Here is a 14,046-nt window from a genome sequence, read left to right as displayed (position 1 = left end):
CGCGGGTCGGCGACCACACCCGCACCCAGCCTGGTCATGCTAGATCGGGATCAGGCCGTGTTTGCGCTGGACTCGCTGAATCTGCTTGTCGCGCAACAGCTTCAATGACTTGCGCAGCAACAGGCGGGTTTTGTGCGGCTCGATGACGGCGTCGATGAAGCCGCGCTCTGCAGCGATGTAGGGGATGGCCATGTTGAGGTTGTAGCCCTCGATGAAGTCGGCACGGATCTTCTGCACCTCGGGTGCTTTCGGGTCCGGGAAGCGCTTCATCAACAGCTGCGCGGCGCCCTCGGCGCCGATCACCGCGATGCGCGCCGTCGGCCAGGCGAAGTTGAGATCGGCCGTCAACTGCTTGGAACCCATCACCGCGTACGCGCCGCCGTAGGACTTGCGGATGGTGATCGTCACCTTCGGCACATCGGCCTCCACGACCGCATAGAGGAACCGGCCGCCGCGCTTGATGATGCCGTTCTTCTCCTGCTCGACGCCCGGCAGGAAGCCCGGGGTATCGACGACGAACACCAGCGGCACGTTGAACGAGTCGCAGAACCGCACGAAGCGGGCGGCTTTGTCGGAGGCCTCGTTGTCGATCGCGCCGGACATGTACATCGGCTGGTTGGCCACCACCCCGACGGGACGGCCGTCGACCCGCGCGAAGCCGGTGATCATCGCCTGGCCGGCCTGGGCGGCGACGTCGAGGAAGTCGCCGTCGTCGAAGATCCGCAGCAGGATCTCGTGCATGTCGTAGGCGGTGTTGTCGGCGTCCGGAACGATGCTGTCGAGCTCGAGGTCGTGCGGGGTGATCTCCGGTTCCAGACCGGGGTTGATGATCGGTGCGTCGTCGAAAGTGTTGGGCGGCAAGAACTCCAGGAAGTCGCGGACGTAGGCGAAGGCGTCCTTCTCGGAGTCCACCACCTGGTGGATGTTGCCGTAGCGGGCCTGGTGGTCCGCGCCGCCGAGCTCGTCGAGGGTGACGTCCTCACCGGTGACGTCCTTGATGACGTCGGGACCGGTGACGAACATGTAGCCCTGGTCACGGACGGCGACCACCAGGTCGGTCTGGATCGGCGAGTAGACCGCACCGCCCGCGCACTTGCCCAGGATGATCGAGATCTGGGGCACCGCGCCGGACAGCAGTTCGTGGCGGCGGCCCAGTTCGGCGTACCAGGCCAGCGAGGTCACCGCGTCCTGGATGCGCGCCCCGCCGGAGTCATTGATGCCGATGATCGGGCAGCCGACCATGGCGACCCACTCCATCAGCCGGGCGACCTTGCGGCCGAACATCTCTCCCACCGAACCGCCGAAGACGCTCTGGTCGTGGGAGAAGACACCCACCGGCCGGCCGTTGATGGTGCCGTGGCCGGTGACCACACCGTCTCCGAAGAGTGCGTTGGGGTCACCGGGGGTGCGGGCAAGCGCGCCGATCTCCAGGAAGCTGCCCGGGTCGAGCAGTGCGTGGATCCGGGCCCGCGCGCTGGGAATGCCGCGCTTGTCACGCTTGGCGGCGGCCGCCTCACCGCCGGGTTCCTTGGCCAACTCCAGCTTCGCGCGGAGTTCGGCCAGTTTCTCGGCAGTTGTGCTGGCGGTCACTTGCTCTGCGCCTCCTCAGCATCTATGCGGTTGATCGCCTCGCTCATGTGGGCGCCCACCTTGGCAATGTACGGCTCGTCGATGGCCTGGATGTGCTCACCCCCGATCGGCACGATCTCCAGGGCGGAGACGAACTCACCCCAGCCGCCGTCCGGCTGACGGATGGCGTAGCGCGGCTCGAACATGATCGCGTCGTCGTGATAGCGGTCGGCCATGTACAGCGCGACATGGCCGTCGTAGGGCTCGATGTTCGCGGTGTCCAGCGCGCGATTGTCGAGGTACGACGTGCGCTGGTGCTCGATGATTCCGCCCGGGATGTCCACGCCGCTCTCCTTGACGGCGTCGAGGACGAAACGCACCTGACCCTCGTCGTCGAGCTCCTCGAGCTGCTCGTAGGGGATCGCCGGGATCTCGACGTTGAAGGTGCGCTGGGCGAACAGGGCGTAGCGGTCCCAGCGGGCGCGGATCTCCTCCTTGGTCTGCGGGACCTCCTCGCCGGCGCGCACGGTGTCGATCAGCCCGACGAAGCGGACGTCGCAGCCGTGGCGCTTGAGCCCCACCGCGCAGGCGTAGGCCAGCGCACCGCCCAGCGACCAACCGGCCAGGAGGTACGGGCCCTTGCCGTTCATCTCCATCAGCTTGGGCACGTACTCGGCCGCGCGCTCCTCGATGGAGCCCTCGACCCGCTCCAGGCCGTAGACCGGGGTGTCGGCCGGCAGGCGTTTGAGCAGCGGTTCGTAGACCACCGTCGAGCCACCCGCGGGGTGGAACACGAACACCGCAACGTGGCGGGTTCCCTCTTTGGGCGCGCGCAGCGTGCGCACGAAGCCCTCGAGTTCGCCGGCCTCGAGGAACTGCCGCACGGTGGTGGCCAGCTGCTCGATGGTCGTGGCGGCCCGGACGTCCTCGACGGTGATGTTTCCCTCGGCACGCTCGGAGAGCCGCTCGGCGATCTTGGCCGCGGTGTCGTCGTCGACGGCGGGCAGCTCGTTGAAGATGCCACCCGGGGACTTCCCGGTGACGATCGCCCACGTCGCGAACGTCACGCGTTCGGCGGCCTCACGCGGGGGCACGTCGGCGCCGAGCGCCTGGGTGACGGCCTCCTGGGTCAGGACCTTGGCAGCCGCGGCGCCGGCGGCGGACTTGCCCGGTCCGGACGGATCGGTAGGCGGCGGCGGGATGTTGGGCCCGGCCGCGGCAACGAGTGCAGCCTGCTCGGCGGCGATCTCCCCCGGCGTCATCGCCTTCTGGTGCTCGGCGTAGTCCTGCACCTCGTCGCGGTGCTCGATCGCGTACTCGATCAGCTTCTCGACGTTGTAGAGGTTGGCGTCCCGCACGGCGGTCAGCTGGATCGGCGGCAGGTCGAAGTCGTACTCGACGCGGTTTTTGATGCGCACCGCCATCAGCGAATCCAGGCCCAGCTCGATCAGCGGCACCTCCCAGGGCAGGTCCTCGGGCTCGTAGCCCATGGCCCCGCCCACGATCGCGGCCAGCCGATCGTGCACCGTCTCACCGGAATCCGGTGACCACTTGGCGAAGCTCGCGGCGAGGTTGGCACCGGCAGCCAGGTTGTCGGTGAGGATGGTCGGAGCCGCTCCGGCGGCGACATCGGTGGCGACATCGGTGGCGACCGCCGCCGGCAATGCCGACACGGCACCCGAACGGGCGACGATCGCGTCGTAGACCAATGTGAACGACTCGTCGATGCGGGCGTGCACCTGCACCGACGCCCCGCCGGGGTGCCGGGTCAGCGTGGTCACCAGCCGGGCGCGGTCACCGGGCACCGCGCGCTGCTCGGACGCGGCCAGTACGGCATCCGGAAGCACCTGTGCGGCAGCGGCTTTCACCAGTGCGGCCAGGTCGGTCTGGCCCTGCGCCGCGTACTCCCAGACATGCTTGCCGTCCGGGGTCGCGACGTGCGAGCCCGGGATCATCGACGAGCCGTCGGCGGAGAACTTCGCGTTGAGCCAGTGCTCCTTGCGCTTGAACCGCGTCGGCGGAATGTCGGCGTAGTCGCCCGGGCCGAACAGGGTCCGGACGTCGAGGTCGTGGCCGTAGACGTAGAGTTGCGCCATCGCGGCCAGCATCGACTCGACGTCGTCCTGTTTCTTGGCGAGGGTCGCGATCAGCTGCCCGTCGTGCAGACCGGCCGCCGCCGTCGTCAGACCAACCTGCATGAGCGCCACCGGATTCGGAGCCAGCTCCAGGAACGTGGTGTGCCCGTTGTCGACGGCATTGCGGATGCCCTGGGTGAAGTAGACGCTGTGGCGCAGACCCTTCTTCCAGTAGTCGACATCGTGGATCGGGTCGCCGCCCGGACGGATGTAGCTGCCCTCGTGGACGGTGGAGAAGTAGCCGGTGCGCAACGGATGAGGTTGGATCCCTTGCAGTTCCGCAGCCAGCTCACCCAACAGCGGATCCATCTGGGTGGTGTGGCTGGCGCCCTTGGTCTGGAACTTGCGGGCGAACTTTCCTTCGGACTCGGCGCGTTCGATGATCGCATCCACCTGTGCGGGCGGGCCGCCGATCACCGTCTGGGTCGGTGCCGCGTAGACGCACACCTCCAGATCCGGGAAGTCGGAGAACACCGTCTTGATCTCCTCGGCGGAGTACTCCACCAGGGCCATCAGCCGGATGTACTCACCGAAGAGCATCGCCTCGCCCTCGCCCATCAGCCGCGAGCGCGCGCAGATGGTGCGGGTGGCGTCGGCCAGCGACAGGCCGCCGGCGAAGTAGGCCGCGGCCGCCTCACCGAGTGACTGGCCAACTACCGCAGCAGGTTTCGCGCCGTGGTGCTTGAGCAGCTCGCCGAGGGCGACCTGGATCGCGAAGATGGTGACCTGGGTGGTCTCGATGCCGTAGTCCTGCGAGTCGTCCAGGATCAGTTCGACGATCGAGTAGCCGAGCTCGTCCTGAATCAGCGAGTCGACCTTGTCGATCCACTCGGCGAACACCTCGTTGCGCAGGTACAGGTTTTTGCCCATCTTGCGGTGCTGCGCACCGAATCCGGCGAGCACCCATACCGGGCCGTTGGTCACCGGGCCGTCGGCGCTGTAGACCAGCGGGCTCTGCTTGCCGTCGGCGATCGCACGCAGACCCTTGATCGCCTCGTCGTGGTCGTGGGCCATCACGACCGCGCGGGAGCGGCCGTGGTTGCGCCGCGACAGCGAGCGGCCGATCGACTCCAGCGACGCAGCGCGGCCGGCCGGGCTGTCGATCCAGTCCGCCAGATCGGCGGCGGCAGCCCGCTTGCGGGAGGTCAGGAAGCCCGAAACAGTCAGCGGGACAACGGGAACGGGTTTCTCGGCGGCTTCCCACTCGGCGCGGGCGACCTCGAGCAGCTCCAGCGCCTCGCCGGTGAGGCCGGGCAGTTCGGGCTCCCGCTCGTCGGCGTCGTAGCGGTGCTGGCCGAGCTCCTCGGCCTCGTCCTCGTCGACGAACTCGCCGTACTCGTCCATCCGAACCCCGCCGACGTACACCGCCTCGGCATCGGACTTGGCCGAATCGTCGGCGATAGGTACCGAATCTTCCTCGGGCTCAACGAGATCTGATGGAAGCACCTCGCGCAACACCAGGTGTGCGTTGGCGCCACCGAAGCCGAAGCCCGACACACCGGCGATCGCGTGACCGCTGTAGCGGGGCCAGTCGGTCGCGGTGTCGGCCACCTTCAGCCGCACGCCGTCGAAGTCGATGTAGGGGTTGGGTCCGGCGTAGTTGATCGACGGCGGAATCTTGTTGCGGCTCAACGACAACGCGACCTTGGCCAGGCTCGCCGCGCCGGCCGCCGACTCCAGGTGACCCACGTTGGACTTGACCGCACCGAGCAGCGCGGGCTGATCGGCGGGCCGTCCCCTACCGACCACGCGGCCGAGCGCGTCGGCTTCGATCGGGTCGCCGAGAATGGTTCCGGTGCCGTGCGCCTCGATGTAGTCGACGGTGCGCGGGTTGATACCGGCGTCGTGATAGGCCTTGCGCAGCACGTCGGCCTGGGCGTCGGGGTTCGGGGCCAGCAGACCGTTGGACCTCCCGTCGTGGTTGACCGCGCCGCCGGCGATCACCGCCAGGATCTCGTCGCCGTCGCGGCGGGCGTCCTCGAGCCGCTTGAGCACCAGCATGCCGCCGCCCTCGGAGCGGGCGTAGCCGTCGGCGTCGGCGGAGAACGACTTGATCCGTCCGTCGGCGGCCAGCACGCCACCGACCTCGTCGAAGCCCAGCGTGACCGCGGGGGTCACCAAGGCGTTGACCCCACCGGCGATGACGACGTCGGCCTCACCGGCTCGCAGCGCCTTCACGCCGTGGTGCACGGCGACCAGCGAGCTCGAGCAGGCGGTGTCGACGGCCACCGACGGGCCGCGGAAGTCGTAGAAGTAGGACACCCGGTTGGGGATGATCGAGCTCGCCGTGCCGGTGATGGCGTAGGGATGCGCGGTCCGCGGATCCATCATCGCCAGATAGCTGTAGTCGTTGGTGGAGCTGCCGATGTAGACCCCGACGCTCTCGCCGCGCAGGCTCGACGCCGGGATGCGCGCGTTCTCCAGCGCCTCCCAGGTGAGTTCGAGGGCCATCCGTTGCTGCGGATCCATGTTGTCGGCCTCCATCTTCGACAGTGCGAAGAACTCGGCGTCGAAGCCCTTGAGGTCCTTGATGTAGCCACCGCGGGTGCGCGCCTCGGCGATCCGCTCGGCCAGCCGGGGCTCGTCCATGAACTCCGACCAGCGGTCCTCAGGCAGGTCGGTGATCGCGTCGCGACCCTCCAGCAGCGCCTGCCACATCTCGTCGGGGGTGTTCATGTCGCCGGGGAAGCGGGTGGCCAGACCGACGACGGCGATGTTCAGGCGCCCTTCCTCGGCCGCGGTCGTGTTCCGCGACCAGTCCTCGGACTCGTCATAGCCTTCGGCTTCCGGCTCGCCCTCGATGATCACCGTCGCCAGCGACTCGATGGTCGGGTGCCGGAACGCCACCGTGGCGGTGAGCGTGACGCCGGTGAGGTCCTCGATGTCACTGGCCATCGCGACGGCGTCACGGGAGGACAGGCCGAGCTCCACCATCGCGGTGGACTCGTCGATCGCGTCGGGTGCCTGCCCGGTGGCGTTGGCCACCCAGTTGCGCAACCAGTCCCGCATCTCCTGCACAGTCATGTCGGTGCGGGCGGGCGTCAGCTCCTTTTCGGGTGCGATCGTGAAATCGTCTGGTGCGTCGGACGTGTCGGGCGTGTGTGATTCAGACATGAGGCCTCACCTCGTGCGAGGGAGCGCTGCGCCACGGGCTCGTGCCGAACGCCCCTTCGCCCATCTAGGAACTTCTTTCGGTCGTCATTCCGTCTCGTCCGGGAAGGCGTTGGCCACCTTCCCGCTGCGCAGGCTGCCGTCCAGGTAGGCCGAGCGGCAGGCCCGCCGGCCGATCTTGCCGCTGGAGGTGCGGGGGATCGCGCCGGCCGGGGTCAGCAGCACGTCACGCACGGTGACACCGTGGCGCACGGCGATGGCCGCACGGATGTCGTCGGCGATCGGCCCCAGGTCCAGCTTGTGCGAGCCGGGGGCGCGCTCGGCGACGATCACCAACTGCTCGGAGGTGTCGTCGGGGTCGCGCTTGAGCCCGGCGTGGGCGTTTTCGAACACCTCGTCGGGCAGCCGGTTGGCCGGCACCGAGAACGCAGCGACGAATCCGGTGCGCACCGCCTTGGTCGCCTCCTGGGCGGAGTACTCGAGGTCCTGCGGGTAGTGGTTGCGGCCGTCGATGATGACGAGGTCCTTGGTGCGGCCGGTGATGTAGAGCTCACCGTCGTGGTAGGCCCCGAGGTCGCCGGTGCGCACCCACGTCGCGTCATCGGCCGCACCTTCGGCGTGCGACGGGGTGGTCCGTGACTTGAGGATGTTCTGGAACGTCGCGATGGTCTCCTCCGGCTTGTTCCAGTAGCCGGTGCCCATGTTCTGGCCGCTGATCCAGATCTCGCCGATCTGGCCGTCCGGGAGCTCGGTGGCGGCGTCGTTGTCGACGATCACCGCCCATTCGTCGACGCCGATCTTGCCCGCGCCCGCCTGGGCCACCGCCGTCGGGGAGTCGTCCGGAACCTGGACGAACTTGCCGGCGTTCAGCTGATCGCGGTCAACCGCGATGATCGTGGGCTCCTCGGCCGATGGGGTGGTCGACACGAACAGCGTGGCCTCGGCCAGGCCGTAGGACGGCTTGATGGCCTTGGGCTGAAAGCCGAACGGGCCGAAGGCCTCGTTGAACCGCCGCACCGTGGCCGCCGAGATCGGCTCGCTGCCGTTGAGGATGGCCTTGACGTTGGACAGGTCAATCGGCTCCTCGCCGTCCTTGGGAACACCGCGGGCGGCGGCGTGGTCGAACGCGAAGTTCGGGGCCACCGAGATGGTGCCGCCGGTGTCGCCGGGCTTGCGGGCCAGCTCGCGGATCCAGCGACCGGGACGGCGGACGAACGCGGCCGGGGTCATGAACGTGAAGTAGTGGCCGATCATCGGGGAGAGCAGCGCGGTGATCAGACCCATGTCGTGGAAGAACGGCAACCAGGACACGCCCCGGTCGCCCTCCTCACCCTCGAGGGCCTCGATGACCTGCACGATGTTGGTGGCCAGGTTCAGGTGGGTGATCTGCACGCCGGTCGGGATCCGGGTGGAGCCCGAGGTGTACTGCAGGTAGGCGATGGTGTTCTCGTCGACCTCGTCGTAGTGCTCCCAGGTGGCACCGACCTCGTCGGGAACGGCATCGACGGCGATGACGCGCGGGCGCTCTTTGGCTGGTCGGGTGCGGAAGAACTTGCGTACCCCTTCGGCGGCCTCGGTGGTGGTCAGGATCGCCGACGGTGTGCAGTCGTCGAGGACCGCGTGCAGGCGGCCGACGTGGCCTGGCTCCGCCGGGTCGAACAGCGGCACCGCGATACGGCCGGAGTACATGGTGCCGAACATGGCGACCAGGTACTCGAGGTTCTGCGGGCACAAGATGGCGACCCGGTCGCCGGGCTGGGTCACCTGCTGCAGCCGGGCGGCCACAGCGCGGTTGCGGACGCTGAAGTCCGCCCAGTGCAGCTCGCGCACCAGTCCGTCGCGTTCGGTGGAGAAATCCAGGAAGCGGTAGGCGAGCTTGTCACCGCGGACCTTGGCCCAGCGCTCGACGTGCTTGACCACACTGGCGCCCTCAGGGAAGGTGATCCGTCCGTTCTTGATGAACGGGTTATGGAACGGCATACCACTCTCCTGTCAGAACACATTCGTGTCCGGCTCCGCGGCGGCCGCGCATGCCATCGCGCCACCGGTCGCCCTGCGATCGACGCCGCAGCTCTTATTTTGTTCTTAATGTTAGGCGCAGTAGCGGGCGCGACCAAATCGGATCGCCGTGCCGTGCCCGCGTCATCCGTGTTTGGGGTGCGGGGCGGTCTCGATGACGTCACGCGCCCAATTCAGGGTCCATGACGTGGCGGTTTGGCCGTCGAGGTTCCAGAACTGCGGCGTGTTGTACATCGCGTGCACCGGCTGCCCGGCACCGCCGGCCAGCACGTCGAGGGTGCTGGGCAAGTTCGTGATGTTGAATGCCTGATCCGGCGCCGCGCAGATCAGGTCGCCAGGCGCGCAGATCTGGTTGGTGCGGTTGTTCAGCGCACCGAACCCGCCGGGGCGCTCGCCGGTCATCGTCAGACCCAGCGCCGACAGCGTCGGAACCTCGTGAAGGGTGATCTCGGCGCCCTGGCCGGGCGGGTTGGGGCCGATGTCCTGCCCGACGCCGTCCTGGCGGCGGCCGTCGGCGATCAGGGTCACCCCGAGCACCAGGTCCTCGTCGACCGGACCACGCCCGTTGCCGATGTCGCTGGCAAGGTCACCGGCGATCACCGCACCCTGCGAGAAGCCGATCAGCACGTAGCTGGTCAGCGGGCAGCGGTCGTTCATCTCGGTCATCGCCTTGACCGTGGCGCGGACGCCCTCGGCGCGACTGTCGTTGTAGGACATCTGCTTGTCCGCGGCCAGCGGATTGTGGAACTGCGCGGTGTACGGGACGGTGTAGACCTCGAGGCGGTCGGTCCCGAGCTGGTCGCTGAGCGGCCCGGTGACGTTGCGCAGCAGCGCGATGGGGAACTGCGTGGGATTCAGCGGGTCGTCGGTGGGCGAGGACTCCCAGGTGCCCGGAATCGCGATCATGTCGACGTCCGGGCAGCTGGCGTCCTGGAACTCCGGTCGGGGCTTCTTCTGCCCGGGTCCGGGCTGGCTGGTCGGTGGGAGGGCAGTGGGCGGCACCGCGGTCGGCGGCGGCTCCGGCCGGCGCACGACGATCACGATGATGGCGACGATCAGGGCTACGGCGACGGCCATCGCGCCCGCGGCGATCAGGCCGAGGATGCGATGGCGTCTGCGCCGGGCGTTAGTCCGGTTGTTTCGAGCCATTTGAGAGCGATTGTCTTCCTGCTAGCAGAGCCGCTGAGTCGCGATGACGATGTAATCCGCAGTCGCCGCGTTCAACTGCACGTCGGACGCCGTTCGAGGTGGCGGCGAACTGTTGGTATCGGCGACATCGCTGCGCACCATGGGCGCGATGTACTCCCACACCGCCTGGTCGCTCTGGCCCGCGGCGCGGGCCTGGCAGACCGACGAGCCGATGGACAACGCCTGCAGTTCGCTCGACGGGTGTACCCCGGCAGCTGACAGGGCGTCGAGGAAAGCCTGCTGCGGCGGTGTCACGTCGAGCTTGGCGGACTGGTTCTCGCTGTCCGGCAACAGCGGTATACCCGCCCCGTGGACGGTGCCCGCGGCCTGCTCGGCCGGGGCGGTCGCCGTGGTCACCAGATCCTCGCCGGAGCCGCAGCCGATCAGCAGCCACGCCGTCGGCGCCAGGAGGCCGGCCGTCAGCAATGCGTGCCGGGGCACGCCGCAGAGCGGCATCGCGTCTCCGGCAGCTTTGCCGACGGAACGGGTATCCGAGCGCTGCACGCCTCCACGGTACCGGCTCATGCGCGGTACTCCGGAGCTCCGACTGATTGCGGATGGCTAACAGTTCACCACCAGTCGTGACCTATTTGATGGCCGCCGCAATGTCGTTCGCCATCGCACCGAGCTGAGCGGACCAGTTGCCCCAGTCATGCTCGCCGCCGGTCGGGAAGGCGAAGTGCGCATTCCTGCCGCCCAGCGACCGGTAGTGCGCGTAGAACGTGCGGTTGCTGCCCTGGGCCTGGTCGCAGTAGCCGATCATGGCCGGGACGTCACTGCACGTCAGGGTCTGCGGGCTGAAGATCCACAGCCGGGTGTTGTTGTCGACGAGCAGCCGCGCATGCACGTCGGGGTCATGCCACTTCCACCGGCCCAGCTGGGCGGCGCCCCACATGGCCTGGGTGTTCACCCCGCCGAACTCGTTCATGCCTGCGGTGATGGCTCCGTTGAGGAAGGTGTTCGACGGGGTCAGGAAGCCTGACATCGAACCGCCGTAGCGGTAGCGGTCGGGGTGGAAGGTCGCCTCCATCAGCGCGCCGGTACCGCCCTGCGAGGCGCCGACGATCGCATGGCCGCTGGGCGCGAGGCCCTTGTTGGCGGCCAGCCAGGTCGGCAGCTCGTCGGACAGGAAGGTCTCCCACTGCCGGGTGCCGTCCTGCTCCCAGTTGGTGTAGAGGGTGAAGGCACCACTCGCCGGGGCCACCACGGAGATGCCCTTTCCGGCCAGGGTGTTCATCGCGTTGCCCGCGGTCACCCAGTTGCTGACACCTTCGCCGGCGTTGAAGGCGTCCAGCAGCACCACGGCATGCGGGCCACCGGCCATGAAGGCCACCGGGATGTCGCGGCCCATCGCGGGCGACGGCACCATCAGGTACTCGATGTCGGCGGCGGTCGCGCTCGGAGCAGCCGCTCCCCACAGACCCAGGGTCAGGACGGCGGCGCCCACCGCCCGAAACAGCTTCGACAGACCTCTCATTTCCACCTCACGTCGCTGTCCCGCGATGTTTCGCAACTCTGCCCGCCCGCACCGTAGTGAATCACACCGCTTAAGAGCGTGGTCCCGCTTCGCCAGACGCCAACGGCGACGACCCGAAGGTCGTCGCCGTTGGTCGGTCGTCGATCGTGGACGATCAAGCGGTCGGGGTGGCCCCGAGAACCCGCTGGATGTCCGGCTTCATCTGCTGCAACTGCTGTCCCCAGTAGCCCCAGCTGTGAGTGCCGTTGGCCGGGAAGTTGAACACTCCGTTGGTGCCACCATCGGCCAGATAGGTGTCGCGGAACGTCTTGTTCGTGCGCAGCGTGAACCCTTCGAGGAACTTCGCGTTGAACAGGTTGCCCGCGCTGGTGCCGGCATCCAGGTCGGACGGCCTGCCGGCACCGCAGTAGATCCAGATGCGGGTGTTGTTGTCGATCAGCTTCGGGATGTTGACCATCGGGTCGTTTCGCTTCCAGGCGTTGCCCGGGTCGCCGGTCTTGCCCCACATGTCGTCGGCCTTGAAGCCACCGGCGTCACCCATGGAGATGTTGACCAGCATCGGCCACCAGCCCTCGGAGAGGTTCAGGAAGCCCGACAGCGAGGCGGCGTACGGGAACTGCTCGGGATGCCAGATCGCCAAGGTCAGCGAGGCCGAGCCCGCCATCGACAGGCCGACGGCAGCGCTGCCGGTCGGCTTGACCTGACGGTTGGCCGCCAGCCAGGCGGGCAGCTCCTGGGTCAGGAAGGTTTCCCACTTGTAGGTCTGGCAGCCGGCCTTACCGCATGCCGGGCTGTACCAGTCGCTGTAGAAGCTGGACTGGCCGCCGACGGGCATGATCACCGACAGGCCCGAGCCGTAGTACCACTCGAACGCCGGGGTGTTGATGTCCCAGCCGTTGAAGTCGTCCTGCGCGCGCAGACCGTCGAGCAGGTAGACGGCCGGCGAGTCGGGCCCACCACTTTGGAACTGGATCCGGATGTTGCGTCCCATACCGGCGGACGGCACGTCCAGGTACTCCACCGGAAGGCCCGGCTTGGAGAACGCTCCGGCCGTTGCGGAGCCGCCGACGACGCCGATCAGGCCGGGCAGCACGGCGGCAGCCGCGGTGGCGACCGTCAGCCGGCGTAGCCATCCGCCGCGCAACTTCTCACCGAACTTCATGCAACTGTTCCCATCCTTTTTGTGTGAGCCGCACCGCACGCGATCCGCGCAGCAGGTGCCCTGGTAGTCAACCACATGTGATGTGATCGTTCCTCTTCAGAGATCTCCTCGTGACCGCCTTTTTACCGGTTGATCGTGGCGATGAGGTCGGGTTTCAGTGCCGTCAACTGGGCCCCCCAGTACGGCCACGAATGGTTGCCGGACGGCGGAAAGTTGAAGGTCGCGTTGCGGCCGCCGGCTTGCGCGTAGGCGGCCTGGAAGTCCTTGTTGCTATTGATCGCCATCGACTCGAGGCTGTTAGCCGAGAAGGACTGACTCGGGTCGGCATTCTGGTCCAGATCGGTCTGCCCGCCCGGCGCGCAGTAGATCCACAGCCGGGTGCCGTTGCGGGCGATGGTCGCCGCCTGCCGCACCGGATCGTTACGCTTCCACGCCGGGTCCCAGGGGGCGCCCCACATGTTGTCGACGTTGTATCCGCCCGCGTCGAGCATGGCCACCCGGATGGCCTGTTGCATCAGCAACGCCGACGGATTGAGGAAGCCCGACAGTGAGGCGGCGTAAATGAACTGCTGTGGGTGATACGCCGACAGGATCAGCGCGGCGCCGCCGGACATCGACGTCCCGACCACACCGTTGCCGGTGGTCGAGACCTTCTTGTGCGCAGCCAGCCACTGCGGCAGCTCATTGGTGAGGAATGTCTCCCATTTATAGGTATAGGGCTGCTTGTTGAGGCTCGACGGCGAGTACCAGTCGCTGTAGAAGCTGGACTGCCCGCCGACGGGCATCACAACCGAGACGCCGGTGCGGTAGAACCACTCGAAAGCCGGGGTGTTGATGTCCCAGCCGCTGTAGTCGTCCTGGGCCCGCAGTCCGTCGAGGAGGTAGACGGCCTTGGTCGGTGCGGCAGGCGGTGCCTGCGCCCCCGCGGCTCCGTCGCCCGATGTCGCCGCCCCCGCGGCTCCGTCGCCCGATGTCGCCGCCCCCGCGGCTCCGTCGCCCGATGTCGCCGCCCCCGCGGCTCCGTCGCCCGATGTCGCCGCCCCCGCGGCTCCGTCCTGGAACTGCACGCGGATGTTGCGACCCATCGCCGCCGAATAGACGTCGAGGTACTCCACCGGCAGACCGTCGCGGGAGAACGCTGCCGCCTTCGGCGTCCCGCCGGTCATCGCGGCGACCGTTGTCATCGACAGGACCGCGGCGACCGCGACGGCCAGTCGGTGACAGAAGGCGCGCACGCCTGTGCTACTGGATGCCCAAACCATCGGTTGCTCTACTCGTCCGTTCCGCGGCATGCGTGCGCCGCCATCAGCCGACATTGGTCGCGCCAGGCGCTCTCGCACCTCACCTTGTATCGCCGCGACCTGACCGCAGCGTTACCGGCAGGA

8 protein-coding genes are annotated in these 14,046 nt (G+C 68.0%); all 8 read right to left on the bottom strand.

What is annotated here, in order from left to right; genetic code table 11:
• Positions 1 to 39 precede the first annotated feature (39 nt).
• Positions 40 to 1,590 carry an acyl-CoA carboxylase subunit beta gene (locus K9U37_RS04590; protein ID WP_243070710.1) on the bottom strand — a complete coding sequence of 517 codons (1,551 nt, stop codon included), beginning with the start codon at positions 1,588 to 1,590 and terminating at the stop codon, positions 40 to 42.
• Positions 1,587 to 6,818, bottom strand: a complete 5,232-nt coding sequence (pks13, locus tag K9U37_RS04585) for a polyketide synthase Pks13 (protein ID WP_243070709.1) — start codon at positions 6,816 to 6,818, stop codon at positions 1,587 to 1,589. Before pks13 ends, K9U37_RS04590 begins: the two co-directional genes overlap by 4 nt.
• 84 nt (positions 6,819 to 6,902) lie before the next feature.
• Entirely contained in the window at positions 6,903 to 8,795 is a 1,893-nt protein-coding gene (gene fadD32, locus K9U37_RS04580; RefSeq protein WP_243070708.1) for a long-chain-fatty-acid--AMP ligase FadD32, read from the bottom strand.
• A gap of 162 nt (positions 8,796 to 8,957) precedes the next feature.
• A complete protein-coding gene (gene culp6 / locus K9U37_RS04575) occupies positions 8,958 to 9,983 on the bottom strand; it encodes a carboxylesterase Culp6 (protein WP_243070707.1) in 1,026 nt (341 codons plus the stop codon).
• Positions 9,984 to 10,004: 21 nt separating this feature from the next.
• Positions 10,005 to 10,526, bottom strand: coding sequence for a DUF732 domain-containing protein (locus tag K9U37_RS04570; RefSeq protein ID WP_243070706.1), 522 nt, complete (start codon positions 10,524 to 10,526; stop codon positions 10,005 to 10,007).
• 82 nt (positions 10,527 to 10,608) lie between these two features.
• Complete coding sequence (locus tag K9U37_RS04565; protein ID WP_243070705.1) at positions 10,609 to 11,499, bottom strand: alpha/beta hydrolase-fold protein; 891 nt, start codon at positions 11,497 to 11,499, stop codon at positions 10,609 to 10,611.
• A 154-nt stretch (positions 11,500 to 11,653) separates the two neighbouring features.
• Positions 11,654 to 12,661 (bottom strand): esterase family protein, encoded by a 1,008-nt coding sequence (locus K9U37_RS04560; protein WP_243070704.1) that lies wholly within the window; start codon positions 12,659 to 12,661, stop codon positions 11,654 to 11,656.
• A 122-nt stretch (positions 12,662 to 12,783) separates the two neighbouring features.
• Entirely contained in the window at positions 12,784 to 13,845 is a 1,062-nt protein-coding gene (locus K9U37_RS04555) for an esterase family protein (protein ID WP_243073223.1), read from the bottom strand.
• Positions 13,846 to 14,046: the final 201 nt, after the last annotated feature.

The organism is Candidatus Mycolicibacterium alkanivorans, from assembly GCF_022760805.1.
GTDB classification, from domain to species: Bacteria; Actinomycetota; Actinomycetes; order Mycobacteriales; family Mycobacteriaceae; genus Mycobacterium; species Mycobacterium alkanivorans.
Note: the sequence above shows the minus strand (reverse complement) of the source record. Positions and strands in the feature narration are given on the sequence as shown.